13 protein-coding genes, 1 rRNA gene and 1 pseudogene are annotated in these 14,429 nt (G+C 64.8%); all 15 read left to right on the forward strand.

All coding sequences use genetic code 11. The annotated features are described in order from the left end of the window. Nucleotides 1-200 precede the first annotated feature (200 nt). The 15 genes and pseudogenes from rrf (at nucleotide 201) to scpB (ending at nucleotide 14,425) form a co-directional block, all read left to right on the forward strand. Nucleotides 201-317, forward strand: a 5S ribosomal RNA gene (gene rrf, locus AB0O58_RS13525). Nucleotides 318-391: 74 nt separating this feature from the next. Continuing rightward, the gene (locus AB0O58_RS13530; RefSeq protein WP_080729252.1) at nucleotides 392-1,273 is read left to right on the forward strand and encodes a M48 family metallopeptidase; all 882 of its coding nucleotides are present in this window, start codon (nucleotides 392-394) and stop codon (nucleotides 1,271-1,273) included. Further along, on the forward strand, nucleotides 1,270-2,259 hold the full coding sequence (locus AB0O58_RS13535; RefSeq protein WP_032385009.1) for an HAD-IIA family hydrolase: 990 nt from the start codon (nucleotides 1,270-1,272) through the stop codon (nucleotides 2,257-2,259). The genes AB0O58_RS13530 and AB0O58_RS13535 overlap by 4 nt, the downstream gene beginning before the upstream one ends. 64 nt (nucleotides 2,260-2,323) lie before the next feature. Further along, complete coding sequence (locus AB0O58_RS13540; protein ID WP_027497221.1) at nucleotides 2,324-2,566, forward strand: hypothetical protein; 243 nt, start codon at nucleotides 2,324-2,326, stop codon at nucleotides 2,564-2,566. Between the two features lies 1 nt (nucleotide 2,567). Then, nucleotides 2,568-3,395 (forward strand): TlyA family RNA methyltransferase, encoded by an 828-nt coding sequence (locus AB0O58_RS13545; protein ID WP_032370607.1) that lies wholly within the window; start codon nucleotides 2,568-2,570, stop codon nucleotides 3,393-3,395. Next, on the forward strand, nucleotides 3,392-4,357 hold the full coding sequence (locus tag AB0O58_RS13550; RefSeq protein ID WP_027497219.1) for an NAD kinase: 966 nt from the start codon (nucleotides 3,392-3,394) through the stop codon (nucleotides 4,355-4,357). The genes AB0O58_RS13545 and AB0O58_RS13550 overlap by 4 nt, the downstream gene beginning before the upstream one ends. A 2-nt stretch (nucleotides 4,358-4,359) precedes the next feature. After that, complete coding sequence (recN, locus tag AB0O58_RS13555) at nucleotides 4,360-6,129, forward strand: DNA repair protein RecN (RefSeq protein WP_032366202.1); 1,770 nt, start codon at nucleotides 4,360-4,362, stop codon at nucleotides 6,127-6,129. 84 nt (nucleotides 6,130-6,213) lie between these two features. Next, a complete protein-coding gene (gene steA / locus AB0O58_RS13560) occupies nucleotides 6,214-7,398 on the forward strand; it encodes a putative cytokinetic ring protein SteA (RefSeq protein ID WP_032366203.1) in 1,185 nt (394 codons plus the stop codon). Beyond that, a complete protein-coding gene (locus AB0O58_RS13565; RefSeq protein WP_032370606.1) occupies nucleotides 7,395-8,342 on the forward strand; it encodes a copper transporter in 948 nt (315 codons plus the stop codon). Before steA ends, AB0O58_RS13565 begins: the two co-directional genes overlap by 4 nt. A 155-nt stretch (nucleotides 8,343-8,497) precedes the next feature. Then, nucleotides 8,498-10,231, forward strand: a complete 1,734-nt coding sequence (locus AB0O58_RS13570; RefSeq protein WP_094652687.1) for a CTP synthase — start codon at nucleotides 8,498-8,500, stop codon at nucleotides 10,229-10,231. Continuing rightward, nucleotides 10,228-10,863: an NUDIX hydrolase gene (locus AB0O58_RS13575; protein WP_283550388.1), complete on the forward strand. Its 636-nt coding sequence runs from the start codon at nucleotides 10,228-10,230 to the stop codon at nucleotides 10,861-10,863. The genes AB0O58_RS13570 and AB0O58_RS13575 overlap by 4 nt, the downstream gene beginning before the upstream one ends. A 5-nt stretch (nucleotides 10,864-10,868) precedes the next feature. After that, entirely contained in the window at nucleotides 10,869-11,783 is a 915-nt protein-coding gene (gene xerD, locus AB0O58_RS13580; RefSeq protein WP_027497213.1) for a site-specific tyrosine recombinase XerD, read from the forward strand. 110 nt (nucleotides 11,784-11,893) lie between these two features. Beyond that, on the forward strand, nucleotides 11,894-12,913 hold the full coding sequence (locus AB0O58_RS13585; RefSeq protein WP_027497212.1) for a ParA family protein: 1,020 nt from the start codon (nucleotides 11,894-11,896) through the stop codon (nucleotides 12,911-12,913). Then, nucleotides 12,910-13,746 carry a segregation/condensation protein A gene (locus tag AB0O58_RS13590; protein WP_032384282.1) on the forward strand — a complete coding sequence of 279 codons (837 nt, stop codon included), beginning with the start codon at nucleotides 12,910-12,912 and terminating at the stop codon, nucleotides 13,744-13,746. Before AB0O58_RS13585 ends, AB0O58_RS13590 begins: the two co-directional genes overlap by 4 nt. Beyond that, a pseudogene (scpB, locus tag AB0O58_RS13595) lies at nucleotides 13,743-14,425 on the forward strand (SMC-Scp complex subunit ScpB). The gene AB0O58_RS13590 and the pseudogene scpB overlap by 4 nt, the downstream one beginning before the upstream one ends. The last annotated feature ends 4 nt before the right edge of the window (nucleotides 14,426-14,429 follow it).

Raw genomic sequence — 14,429 nt, forward strand, 5'->3', positions numbered from 1 at the left:
TATGCAGGTGACTGGTACTAATAGGCCGAGGACTTACCACAAAGAAGCTACGCGTCCACTGTGCAATATCTGAAACAACACACGAGTAGTTGTTCAGTAACACAATCGAATACAGGTCCAAGAACGAAAACACCATCCCCGACATTATGTGGGGGATGTGTTCTCCGACTGAGACCGCTCGTGACACTGTTTCGCAGAGTTACGGCGGCCATAGCGGAGGGGAAACGCCCGGTCCCATTCCGAACCCGGAAGCTAAGCCCTCCAGCGCCGATGGTACTGCACTCGACAGGGTGTGGGAGAGTAGGACACCGCCGAACACCCGTTGTAGGAAGGGGACCCACTTGGTGGGTCCCCTTTTTGCGTTTGTACCCGAAAATCCGAAAGGACGCCCGTGTCGGAAGACAACAACGATCGTCGCCCCTCCCGAGCAGACGGTGGCAATCGCCCCAACGAGTCCCGAGATCGCAACCCTCGCGCTCAGGACCGTCGCGCCGACCCGCGTCGTTCGGACGGTCCTCCCCGCAGGCGTGGTGGGGAAGGTGGGTTCTCCGGCGATCGCCGCGGTAACAGCGCATCGTCCGACCGTCGACCCCCGCGGCCAGACGAGCCGGATCTGCCCGACGAGGTCGAAGCCGGGCAGCTGGAGCCGGCAGTGCGCCGGGATCTGTTGAGCTTGGACAAGAACAATGCCACTGCTGTGGCCCGTCACCTCGTGATGACCAGCCGCCTGCTCGACGACGATCCGCAGTTGGCGCTGCTACACGCGCGCGCTGCTCGTCAGCGGGCCGGCCGCATTGCCGTCGTACGCGAGACGGCCGGTATCGCGGCGTATCACGCGGGTGAATGGGCGGAGGCTCTGTCGGAACTGCGGGCGGCACGTCGAATGGCCGGCGGCCCCGGTCTCATCGCGGTCATGGCCGACTGCGAACGCGGACTCGGGCGCCCCGAGCGGGCCATCGAACTCGGTCGCAGCGACGAAGCGCGGGAACTGACCGGTGAAGAGGCGTCGGAACTTCGGATCGTCGTTGCCGGCGCTCGCATGGATCTCAACCAGTACGACCAGGCCGTCGTCACCCTCCAGACTCCCGATCTCGACGCGTCCCGGTCGGGTACGGCTGCGGCTCGTCTGTTCTACGTCTACGCCGATGCGCTCGTTGCTGCCGGTCGCGTCGACGAGGGTGTGAAGTGGTTCCTCAACGCTGCCGCGGCGGATGTCGATGGAGAAACCGACGCAGAAGAGCGGGTCGAGGAGTTGTCCGGGGGCAGTCGGTGACATTACTGCGCGACGCCCACGACGTTCTGCTGCTCGACCTCGACGGCACCGTCTACGCCGGCAAGGAACCCATTCCGGGTGCAGTGGAGGCGCTTTCGGGTGGTTCCGAGAAGCAGTTCTTCGTCACCAACAATGCCAGTCGCGCACCGAGCGATGTCGCCGAACACCTCCGCGAACTCGGTTTCGACACCACAGCAGAATTTGTTGTCACCAGTTCCGAAGCAGCAGCCCGAGTACTCGCGGACAGACTCGATCCCGGTTCACGCGTCCTCGTCGTCGGTACCGACGCCTTGGCGACCGAGATCGAGAAGGTGGGATTGACGCCGGTGCGCTCTGCTGACGAGCAGCCGGTTGCGGTGGTTCAGGGACATTCCGTCGATACAGGGTGGCCCATGTTGGCCGAGGCGGTTCTGGCGGTGCGTGCGGGCGCGCTGTGGGTCGCGACCAACGTCGATGCGACTCTTCCGACCGAGCGCGGCCTCGTTCTCGGCAACGGTTCGATGGTGGCAGCAGTGCGCAATGCCACCGACGTCGAGCCCATCGTTGCAGGCAAGCCCGCGGCTCCCATCATGCGTGACGCCGTCGAGCGAAGTGGTGCCAAGTCGGCGCTCGTGGTCGGAGACCGGCTCGATACCGATATAGCAGGCGCGAACGAAGCTGCCCTCCCGTCGCTGTTGGTCCTGACGGGTGTCAGTACGGCTCCGGAGTTGCTTCGTGCTCCGAAGCACCTGCGTCCCACGCACATCGGTAGTGATCTCGGGGTTCTGAACAAGGACGAGTCGGCGTCCGAGGTAGCCGGTAAGGATGGCTGGACGGTCGGCATCGACGACGAGGTCCTGTCCGTGCGGTTCGAGGGTGCTGCCGAGATGGATGCCTTCGAGGGTCTGCTCGCCGTCCTCGATGTTGCGTGGTCGGGTTCGGAATTCTCGGACGTTCGCTTCGACGGGGATGGACTCGCCGATCTGCGCTCGTTGTTGGGTTGTTGACACGGGTTCGTGCAGTCGGCCGCGAGCGGGCGTTCGTCGGACCCATCCGATAGCGTGAGAGGTGATGAGCGCGTCGATTCCACTCCCAGGACAACACCGGCCGAACGCGGCCGGCGAACAGTCGTCCGCAGATCCGGACAGCATCAGGGCCGAGGTGTCGTCGCTGCTCGCGCAGCTCACCATCGGGTCGGAGGCAGGCCTCGACTCGGAGGCCGTCGATTCGGACGCCCTGGCGCGTGATGCGAGTGTGCTGGACCGGGCCCACGAAGTGCTGGTTCGGGCCTTGACCACCGTCGACAAGACCTGACGTGGCCCGTCGCGCACGTGTCGACGCAGAACTGGTCCGTCGTGGATTGGCCAGATCTCGTGAACACGCCTCCGAACTCATCGAGGCAGGCCGGGTCAAGATTGCCGGAACCGTGGCTTCGAAGCCCGCTACCGCCGTCGAGCCGGGCACTCCGCTGTTGGTGGCCGAGGAAGACAACGAAATCAGCTGGGCGTCTCGCGGCGCGCACAAACTGCTCGGTGCCCTCGACGCGTTCGAGCCACTGGGTCTGACCGTCGAGAACGCGCGGTGTCTCGACGCCGGTGCCTCCACGGGAGGTTTCACCGACGTTCTGCTCAGTCGCGGTGTGCGTGAGGTCGTTGCGGTCGACGTGGGTTACGGCCAGCTCGTGTGGCGACTGCAATCCGACGAACGCGTGCACGTCATCGATCGCACCAATGTGCGCTCGATAGATGCCGACACGATCGGGGGCCCTGTCGACGTCATCGTGGCGGACCTGTCGTTCATCTCTCTGAAGCTCGTTCTTCCCGCTTTCGTTGCGTGCTCCACGTCGGGTACCGACATGGTGTTGATGGTCAAGCCTCAATTCGAGGTCGGCAAGGACCGCGTCGGTTCCGGCGGCGTCGTGCGAGACCCGGCGCTGCGGGCGGAGGCCGTCGAGGACGTCGCGAATGCCGCGCTTGCGTTGAACCTGCGAGTCGAGGCGGTCGCCGCAAGCCCACTGCCGGGACCTTCGGGCAACGTCGAGTACTTTTTGTGGTTGAAGGCGGGCGCAGGTGACGGTTCGCCGCGTACCGACGTGGACGTCGCCGAGTTGGTCCGTCACGCGATCGAGGAAGGACCACAGTGACTCCGTCCCATGCAGCACCGACACAGGAGTCCGTTCGGGAGATTCTTCTCGTCGCACACCCCGGCCGGCCCGACATCGCCGAGACCGCGCGCCGAGTGGGCAAAGTGTTCGACGAAGCAGGCATCTGCCTGCGGGTTCTCGTCGACGAAGTGGAGCCGTCCAAGATCGAGGCATCGGACACCGAGGAACACGACCATGTGTTCGTGGCGGACATGAGGCTCAACGTCGTCGAGTTCGGTCCCGATGCGGCCGCCGGGTGCGAGATGGTTCTGGTTCTCGGCGGTGACGGAACGTTCCTGCGCGCGGCCGAACTCGCACAGGCAGCCGACATCCCGGTTCTCGGTATCAACCTCGGCCACGTGGGGTTTCTCGCGGAGGCGGAGGCCGACCATCTCGAGGACGCGCTGGCGCGGGTCATGGCCGGCGACTATCGCATCGAACAGCGGATGACGTTGGACATTGCCATCCGTGTAGGCGACCAGGTCGTCGAGCGTGGGTGGGCCCTGAACGAGGCAAGCATCGAGAACGGTTCCAGGCTCGGGGTCCTCGAGGTCGTTCTCGAAGTGGATGGCCGTCCGGTCTCTGCGTTCGGCTGTGACGGAGTGCTCGTGTCGACACCCACGGGGTCGACGGCATATGCGTTCTCTGCAGGCGGGCCGGTGGTGTGGCCGGAACTCGAAGCCATACTGGTCATTCCGAGCAACGCCCATGCCCTCTTCGCGCGTCCGCTCGTCACCAGCCCCGAGTCGATCATCGCCGTCGAGATCGATGCCGGCGGACACGATGGTTTCGTGTTCTGCGACGGCCGCCGCACATTGGGGTTGCCGGCGGGAGCACGCGTCGAGGTCGTGCGGGGAGCATCGCCCATCAAGTGGGTTCGCCTGGATTCGGCACCGTTCGCCGATCGCATGGTCAAGAAATTCGAACTGCCCGTGACCGGGTGGCGGGGGAGAGCGAGGTAGGGATGCTCGAAGAGATTCGGATCGACAGCCTCGGAGTCATCTCCGGTGCGAGCGCACAATTTCACGAGGGGTTGACGGTTCTCACCGGCGAGACCGGGGCCGGCAAGACGATGGTGGTCACCAGCTTGCATCTGCTGTCGGGTGCACGCGCCGATGCAGGTCGGGTGCGGCTCGGTGCCCAAAGGGCCGTGGTCGAGGGGCGATTCAGCACCGACACCGCCTCGGAACAGGTGATCGAGGATGTCGAGAAGGTGCTCGAATCCTCGGGAGGTCAACGCGACGAAGACAATTCGATCATCGCCGTGCGAACGGTCAATTCGGACGGCCGCTCACGTGCACATCTGGGTGGACGAAGCGTCCCCGCATCGGTGCTTTCGAACTTCACCGATTCGCTGCTGACAGTGCACGGCCAGAACGATCAGTTGCGGCTGCTGCGCCCCGATCAGCAACTCGGTGCACTCGACAGATTCGCCGGTGATTCGGTTGCCTCTCTGGTGGCGAAGTATCGCGCCGCCCGTAAGACGTGGCTCGACGCACGCAACGAATTGATCGACCGCACCGAACGCAGCCGTGAATTGGCTCAGGAAGCGGACCGGCTGCAGTTCGGCCTGCAGGAGATCGACTCCCTGGCACCGGAGCCGGGTGAGGATCGCTCCGTGGCCGAGGATGTGCGCAGGCTCGGCGACCTCGATTCGCTGCGAGAAACCGCCGAGGGTGCCGCCGCGGCTCTCGTCGGGAGTACCGAGGAGGCGTCGGACACCACGTCTGCGCTGTATCTGTTGGGCGAGGCACGATCGCGTCTCGAACACGCCGACGACGCTGCTCTCACAGAACTGCTGCCCCGGTTGAACGACGCGATGGCCGTCGTCGGCGACATCGGTGCCGACCTGACCACGTATCTGTCGGATCTCCCGTCGGATCCAGGAGCTCTCGACACGATCCTGAACCGGCAGGCCGAGCTGAAGTCTCTGACGCGCAAGTACGCCGCCGACGTCGACGGTGTCATCGCGTGGGCCGAGGACGCTCGCGAACGTTTGTCTCGGATCGATACCTCTGCCGACGCGCTCGCGGAGCTGAGTGCGCGTGTCGAGTCGGCTGCGGTCGATGTAGCGGCGGCCGCGTCCAAGCTCAGCGCTGCCCGGTCGAAAGCGGCGACGAAGCTGTCCAAAGCCGTCAGCGTCGAGCTGGCCGGACTGGCGATGGGAAAAGCCAAGCTGCAGATAGATGTTCGATCGCTGCCGGCCGGACCGTCGGACACGGCACCGATCGTCGTCGACGGTACCGAGTTGCATGCGGGTAGTACCGGGGTCGACGAGGTCGAGTTCCGGTTGTCCGCGCACGACGGCGCCCAGGCGTTGCCGATCAGCAAGAGCGCGTCGGGCGGCGAGCTCTCGCGGGTGATGTTGGCGCTCGAGGTGGTGCTGGCGGGTTCCGACAAGGGCGCGACGATGGTGTTCGACGAGGTCGACGCCGGAGTCGGTGGTCGGGCAGCGGTCGAGGTCGGTCGTCGGCTCGGTCGGTTGGCTCGTACCCATCAGGTCATCGTCGTCACCCACCTGCCGCAGGTGGCTGCGTTTGCGGACACGCATCTGGTGGTGGACAAGACCGACGCCAAGAAGGGGGCGGCGAACAGCGGAGTCCGGACGCTGTCGTCCTCGGAACGCGTCGTCGAACTCGCCCGGATGCTCGCTGGGCTCGACGACACCGAGACCGGTCGCGCACACGCCGAAGAGCTGTTGGCCACCGCAAACGCGGATCGAGCTGCCCTGTAACTTTTGGTGCTGATGTGATCAGTGTGGTAGTTGTTTCGGCGCGCCTCCATGGCCGGGCGTGTCGATCGGGTCATCATGGTGGGCATGAAGATGCCGGCACTGCTGTCACGTAGTCAGGATTCGCTGCCCGGAATCACCGGGATCGCGCGAGTCGATCGCAACACGGCCAAGCTGCTCAAGCGGGTCGGCCCCGGCGACATCGTCGTTCTGGACGAGCTCGATCTGGACCGGTTGACCGCAGATGCGCTTGTCGAGGCCGGGGTGCTCGCGGTCGTCAACGCGTCGCCGTCGATCTCCGGCCGCTATCCCAACCTCGGCCCCGAGGTCATCGTCGCCAACGGGATCACCTTGATCGACTCGGCCGGCACCGAGATCTTCAAGAAGATCAAGGACGGCACCAAGATCCGGCTCAACGACGGTGGCGTCTACACCGGCGATCGCCGCCTCGCCAAGGGTGAGGAACAGAGCGAAGCCGAGATCTCGGACAAGATGATCGAGGCCAAGACCGGGCTGGTCGACCATCTGGAAGCGTTCTCGGGCAACACGATCGAGTTCATTCGGACCGAGAGTCCGTTGCTGATCGACGGCGTCGGGGTTCCGGACATCGACATCGACCTCAAGGGTCGTCACGTCGTGATCGTTGCCGACGGGCCGGGGCACGCGGAGGATCTGAAGAATCTGAAGCCGTTCATCAAGGAGTACTCGCCCGTCATCATCGGCGTCGGTGCGGGCGCGGACACAGCGATGAAAGCGGGACACCGACCGGATCTGATCGTCGGCGATCCGGAGGACGTCACGGCGCAGACACTCAAATGTGGTGCAGAAGTGGTACTTCCGGCCGATTCGGACGGACACGCGCAAGGTCTCGAACGCATCCAGGATCTCGGTATCGGTGCCATGACCTTCCCGGCGACCGGTGCTGCTGCGGACCTCGCACTGCTGTTGGCCGACCACCACGGCGCGTCGCTGATCGTGTCGGTCGGTAGCCCGGCCAGCCTCGACGAATTCTTCGATCGCGGACGACGCAACACCAACCCGGCCGCGTTCATGACGCGTCTGAAGGTCGGTGCCAAGCTGGTCGACGCCAAGGCGGTGGCCACGCTGTACCGAAGCCGCGTGTCGGGCGGTGCAATTGCCCTGCTCATTCTCGCTGCGCTCGTTGCGGTGATCGTGGCGTTGGCCGTCTCCAACATCGGCGGCGAGTCCTTGGATTGGGCGATCGATCTGTGGAACCGATTCGCACTGTGGTTCCAGGGGTTGCTTTCGTGATTTCGCTTCGCCAACATGCCATTTCGCTGGCTGCCGTGTTCGTTGCGTTGGCCATCGGCATCGTCCTCGGCTCGGGCCTGCTGTCCAGCGGACTGGTCTCGGGTCTGCGAGACGACAAGACGGGTCTCGAGAATCAGGTCGACGATCTGCAGTCGACCAACAATCAGCTCGGCGAGCAGCTGAACTCGGCCGACGGTTTCGATGCGGCGGTCTCGGGTCGAGTACTGCGAGACACCCTCGTCGATCGCAGTGTCGTGGTCATCACCACGCCCGATGCAGATCCCGGCGATGTCGACGGAGTCACGCGTTCGATCGGGGCGTCCGGTGCCACGGTCACGGGCCGGGTGTCGCTGACGGATTCGTTCGTGTCCGCGGCGAACGGCGACGATCTGCGCACCCGACTGACCAACGTCATTCCGGCCGGTGTGCAGTTGCGTACCGGGGCGGTCGACCAAGGAAGTCTGGCGGGCGACCTGCTGGGTTCGGTGTTGCTGCTCAATGCACAGACGGCGCAGCCGCAATCGACCCCCGAGGAGCTGTCTCTCGCGCTCGAGACGTTGCGTAGCGGCGGATTCATCGCTTACGACAACGGTGCGGTCGCACCTGCGCAGCTGGCCGTGGTGGTCACCGGTTCGGGTGCCTCGGATGTCGAGGACGGCAACCGCGGTGCCATCGTCGCTCGCTTCGCAGGAGCTCTCGATTCACGCGGAGCAGGTGCGGTACTGGCAGGTCGTTCCGGTGCGGCCGAGGGCAACGGCTCGATCGCGGTAGTCCGAGCCGACTCGGCGTTGTCGTCTGCGCTCAGCACGGTGGACAACGTGGACCGTGAAGCAGGCCGAATCACCACAGTTCTCGCCCTGGCGGAGCAACTGGACGGTGCTTCGGGCCGCTACGGCACCGGAGCGAACGCGAATGCCGTCACCGTGGGAGCGCCGGTGAGTTGATCGGCTCTCGCGTCGAATACGCGTGTCGTTGGCGGTGAGGTACGTACTGGTGTTACCGTGAAGTCCCGTGGGTAGCAGGCCCAATTTCCACGCTTTACCTCTCTTATCAGCCCCCTGATAGGAGCAAGCCCTGCAGACTCGTCACGGGAGCCTCATTGTCACGCCTTCAGTCGCGTTCCGACACCAAGCACATCTTCGTCAGCGGAGGCGTCGCGTCTTCGCTCGGAAAAGGTCTGACGGCGTCCAGCCTCGGCCAGCTACTGACCGCACGCGGCTTGCGCGTGACCATGCAGAAGCTCGATCCGTATCTCAACGTCGATCCCGGCACGATGAACCCGTTCCAGCACGGTGAAGTCTTCGTCACCGAGGACGGCTCGGAGACGGACCTCGACGTCGGCCATTACGAGCGCTTCCTCGACCGTGATCTGTCCGGATTCGCCAATGTGACCACCGGCCAGGTCTATTCGACGGTCATCGCCAAGGAGCGTCGCGGCGAGTACCTCGGCGACACCGTTCAGGTCATTCCGCACATCACCGACGAGATCAAACGTCGCATCCTGGCAATGAACGGTCCCGACCTCCAGGGCCATCAGCCGGACGTCGTCATCACCGAAATCGGCGGCACCGTCGGCGATATCGAATCGCAGCCGTTCCTCGAAGCGGCGCGGCAGGTCCGTCACGACGTCGGCCGCAACAACGTGTTCTTCCTGCACGTGTCGCTGGTCCCGTTCCTGGCACCGTCCGGTGAACTCAAGACCAAGCCCACCCAGCACTCCGTCGCAGCACTGCGCAGCATCGGCATTCAGCCCGACGCGTTGATCCTGCGGTGCGATCGCGACGTGCCGCCTGGGCTCAAGAACAAGATTGCGCTGATGTGCGACGTCGACGTCGACGGCTGCATCTCCACACCCGACGCCCCGTCGATCTACGACATCCCCAAGGTGCTGCACAAGGAAGGCCTCGACGCCTACGTCGTCCGGCAGCTCGGTCTGCCGTTCCGTGACGTCGACTGGACCATCTGGGGCGGACTGCTCGAGCGCGTCCACCAGCCCCGCGAAACCGTGCGCGTCGGCCTCGTCGGCAAGTACGTCGACCTGCCCGACGCCTACCTCTCGGTCACCGAGGCGCTGCGTGCCGGGGGATTCGCTCATCGCGCCAAGGTCGAGATCAAGTGGGTTCCGTCCGACGAGTGCTCGACGCCTGCGGGGGCTCAGGCTGCGTTGGGTGATGTCGATGCCGTGCTCATTCCCGGCGGATTCGGCATTCGCGGTATCGAGGGCAAGCTCGGTGCCATCGAGTTCGCTCGTACCCGCAAGATTCCACTGTTGGGGTTGTGCCTCGGTTTGCAGTGCGTCGTCATCGAGGCGGCTCGTTCGGTCGGACTGACCGATGCCAATTCCGCCGAGTTCGATCCGGATACCAAGGATCCGGTGATCTCCACGATGGCCGACCAGGAGGACGCCGTCGCCGGTGACGCCGACCTCGGGGGCACGATGCGCCTCGGTGCCTATCCCGCGACACTGCAGAAGGGTTCGGTCGTCGCTGCGTCGTACGGGACCGAGAACGTCTCGGAGCGGCACCGTCACCGTTACGAGGTCAACAATGTCTACCGCGATCGAATTGCCAAGAGCGGCTTGGTCTTCAGCGGCACGTCCCCGGACGGTCATCTGGTCGAGTTCGTGGAGTTGCCGGCATCGGTGCACCCGTTCTTCGTTGCTACCCAGGCGCATCCGGAGCTCAAGAGCCGGCCGACCCGTCCGCATCCGCTGTTCGCATCGCTGATCAACGCGGCACTGAAGTACAAGGCTGCCGAGCGGTTGCCGGTCGACGTTCACGGTGACACCGCTGCGGCGGAGAAGTCGGACGCCGAGGCCGAGACCGTCGGATGAGCGGAATCGCGAGACACGAATTCACGACGCTCGGTTCGGAGGTTCCGTACTCCGGCGCAATCCTCGCGCTGCGGCTCGATCAGGTGGCGATGCCGAACGGGCGTCGCGCCGAGCGAGAAGTGATCGAGCATCACGGCGCAGTCGGCATTCTTGCCGTCGACGATCAGGACCGCGTGGCGATGATCGAGCAGTACCGGCACCCCATCGGGCGTCGTCTCTGGGAGCTGCCCGCGGGCCTGCTCGACGAGCCGGGGGAGGAGCCCGTGCTGGCGGCGCAGCGCGAACTGGCCGAGGAGACCGGTCTCGCGGCCGGGAAGTGGTCGGTGTTGGTGGACGTGTTGGCCTCGCCCGGATTCACCGACGAAGCGGTACGCATTTTCCTCGCCGAGGATCTGATTGAGGTCGATCGCCCGGAGGCACACGACGAGGAGGCAGACATCGAGCTGTCCTTCGTGCCGATGGACGAGGCCGTCCGTCGTGCGTTGGCCGGGGAGATCGTCAACGCCTCGGCCGTGTCGGGAGTGCTCGCGTTGGCGGCAGCTCGTGCCACCGGCAGCGAGTTGCGTCCGGCCGACGCCCCGTGGGCGGATCGACCCACGGCATTCGAGTCTCGGAAGAGTTCACGAAAGTAGCCACCGTGATCGGCGATCAGATTGCGACGTATCTCGATCATCTGGTGGTCGAGCGCGGTTCGGCACCGAACACGGTGTCGTCGTACCGTCGCGATCTGGTGCGGTACGAGCGGTTTCTGAGTGGGTACGGAATTTCCGATCTGGCCAAGGTGACCGAGAACGACATCACCGAGTTCGTGCTGTACCTCCGGCGCGGCGACGACGAATTCCCGGCTCTCGCAGCCAGTTCGGCGGCCCGGACGCTGATCGCCGTGCGTGGTCTGCACCGCTTCGCCCTGGCCGAGGGCATGGTGGAGCGCAACGTCGCGAGCGAGGTGAAGCCGCCGCAGCCGGCCAAACGACTACCGAAGTCGCTGCCCGTCGACCAGGTCGTGGCGCTGCTCGAATCGGCGTCCATTGCCGGTCCCGACGCACCGCGTGGTCTGCGAGATCGCGCACTGCTCGAACTGCTGTACTCCACCGGTGCGCGCATCTCCGAGGCCGTCGGTCTGGATGTGGACGACATCGACACCGAGGCTCGCTCGGTGCTCCTGCGTGGCAAGGGCGGGAAACATCGAGTCGTCCCGGTGGGGAGGCCGGCCATCGAGGCGGTCGACGCATACCTCGTGCGCGGGCGGCCGGGGCTCGTCGCCCGCTCGAATCCGGCGCTGTTTCTCAATGTGCGGGGCGGTCGACTGTCGCGGCAGAGCGCCTGGCAGGTATTGCAGGACTCCGCGCAGCGGGCCGGAATCACGGCCGGGGTCTCGCCGCACGTGCTCCGGCACTCGTTTGCGACGCACCTGCTCGACGGCGGTGCCGACGTCCGTGTCGTGCAGGAATTGCTCGGCCACGCGTCGGTGACCACGACACAGATCTACACCCTCGTCACCGTCACGACGTTGCGTGAAGTGTGGGCGGGTGCGCACCCGCGAGCGCGCTAGCACGCGGTCGGCAATCGTGTGTCAGCGTGTCCGATGACAATGCCGTCGCGTCAAGCGGTAGCGTTTGCGTGAACTACTCGAAGACGAACGGGACAGGGGAGCGCTGGAACGTGTCGACACCGCAGCCGCCAGCGGCGGAGTCAGCCTCGGAACCGTCGTGGGGCGTGCAGCCCGCCGTCACCCCCGATACCGGCGAAACGCATCCGTCTCATCCGCACAGCGATGGCGCTCTTTTCCATACACGTCAACCGGAATCCAGTCGGGAGACACGCGACATCATTCCTGCTCCGAACGAGCTCGGGCCCACCGGTCGCAAGACGAGGCCGGTTCCCGATCCGCAGCCGCTGGCCAGTCACGGCCCGGCCAAGATCATCGCGATGTGCAACCAGAAGGGCGGCGTCGGCAAGACGACGTCGACCATCAATCTCGGTGCCTCGCTGGCCGGTTACGGCCGTCGCGTGCTGCTCGTCGACCTCGACCCGCAGGGCGCACTGTCCGCGGGCTTGGGCGTCGCACATCACGAACTCGATCTGACGGTCTACAACCTCCTCGTGGAGGCGAAGGTGTCGGCCGACGACATCATCATGCGGACTCGCGTCGACAATCTCGATCTGATGCCGAGCAACATCGATCTTTCTGCCGCCGAGATCCAGCTGGTCACCGAGGTGGGGCGTGAGCAAACGCTCGGACGGGTACTGCACCCCATTCTCGACCGCTACGACTACGTGCTCATCGACTGCCAGCCCTCGCTCGGCCTGCTGACGGTCAATGCGCTGACCTGTGCCGACGAGGTCCTCATTCCGATGGAGTGCGAGTACTTCAGTCTGCGCGGTCTGGCTCTCCTCAACGACACCGTCGAGAAGGTGCGCGATCGGCTGAACCCGCGACTGAAGTTGGCCGGCATTGTGGTGACGATGTTCGACGCCCGGACGCTGCACTCGCGCGAGGTGATGACGCGGGTGGTCGAGGTGTTCGGCGACGTCGTCTACGACACCGTGATCACTCGCACGGTCCGGTTCCCCGAGACCAGCGTTGCCGGTGAGCCGATCACCACCTGGGCTCCCAAATCCGGCGGCGCGCAGGCGTACCGCGCTCTTGCGCGCGAGGTGATCTACCGGTCGGGTCCGTGACGGTCGACGCTGCCGACGAGGCCCCGATCGAGGTTCCCGCCGACGCGGACCCCTCGAAATTTCGGGTTCGGTTGCTCAACTTCGAGGGCCCGTTCGATCTGCTGCTGTCGCTGATCAGTCAGCACCGCATGGATGTCACCGAGGTGGCGCTGCACACCGTCACCGACGATTTCATCTCGTTCACCAAGTCGCTCGGTGCCGATGTCGGACTCGATCAGACAACGGAGTTCCTCGTCGTCGCGGCGACGTTGCTCGATCTGAAGGCGGCTCGTCTGCTGCCGTCGGGTGATGTGGAGGACGCCGAGGATCTCGCGTTGCTCGAGGTGCGCGATCTCCTGTTCGCCCGGTTGCTGCAGTACCGCGCCTACAAGCAAGTCGCGCTGCTGTTCGGTGAGCTGGAAGCCGCTGCGCTGCGGCGTTATCCGCGCTCGGTGTCGGTGGAAGATCGATTTGCCGATCTGATTCCCGAGGTGTTGCTGGGGGTCGATCCGGCCAGGTTCGCAGACATCGCGGCAGCAGCGTTTCGGCCCAAGCCGATCCCGCAAGTGGGCCTCGACCACATTCATCAGCATGCGGTCTCGATCCCCGAGCAGGCAGAGTGGTTGCTCGAGAACCTGCAGGGCCGGGGACTCAACGAGTGGGCATCGTTCTCGGAGCTGGTCCAGGACTGCGAAGTGCAGGTCGAAATAATCGCGCGCTTCCTCGCGTTGCTGGAACTGTTCCGGCAACAAGTGATCGCCTTCGAGCAACCCGAACCACTCGGCGATCTTCGAGTGAGCTGGACCGGCAAGGACGAAGGACCCATCGTGGTCACGGAAGAGGACTACGCATGAATGCCGACCCGGAACTCGAGCTCGAGGATGTCGACGAGTCAGGCGAACTCGACGACAACACGCTCGCGTCGGCACTCGAGGCGGTTCTGCTCATCGTCGATACTCCCGCCTCCGACGAACAACTGGCATCGGCTGTTGGCTCGTCGGTGGCCCGCGTACGTGCCGAGCTGAAGCGGATGGCCGCGGAACTGACAGAACGCCGCAGCGGAATCGACCTCCGCTACGCCGGCGACGGGTGGCGTTTCTACACCCGAACCGCCTATGCGCCGTACGTCGAACGGCTGCTTCTCGACGGCGCTCGGTCCAAGCTCACACGTGCAGCATTGGAAACCCTGGCCGTGATCGCCTATCGTCAACCGTTGACCCGCGCACGAGTCAGCGCCGTACGTGGAGTCAATGTCGATGGAGTGATGCGTACGTTGCTCGCCCGTGGACTGATCTCCGAAGCAGGAACGGACCCGGAGACGAACGGCACGATGTACTGCACCACCGAGCTGTTCCTCGAACGGCTCGGGCTCGCATCGCTCGGTGATCTACCCGAACTGGCACCGCTGTTGCCGGGAGTGGACCTGATCGACGAGACAGTGACAGCATGGACACCGACCCCAGAACGACCCGCTCCACCAAGAACCGCGGATCGAAACCCGATCCGGCAGCCGAGCTCGACTCGGACGACTGATAGG

It is taken from the genome of Rhodococcus sp. NPDC080181, from assembly GCF_040702225.1.
Lineage (GTDB): Bacteria > Actinomycetota > Actinomycetes > Mycobacteriales > Mycobacteriaceae > Rhodococcoides > Rhodococcoides fascians.

Coding starts and splice junctions, on each gene's coding strand:
- AB0O58_RS13540 (WP_027497221.1), top strand. CDS start 2,324: ATGAGCGCGTCGATTCCACTCCCAGGACAACACCGGCCGAACGCGGCC.
- recN (WP_032366202.1), top strand. CDS start 4,360: ATGCTCGAAGAGATTCGGATCGACAGCCTCGGAGTCATCTCCGGTGCG.
- steA (WP_032366203.1), top strand. CDS start 6,214: ATGAAGATGCCGGCACTGCTGTCACGTAGTCAGGATTCGCTGCCCGGA.
- AB0O58_RS13575 (WP_283550388.1), top strand. CDS start 10,228: ATGAGCGGAATCGCGAGACACGAATTCACGACGCTCGGTTCGGAGGTT.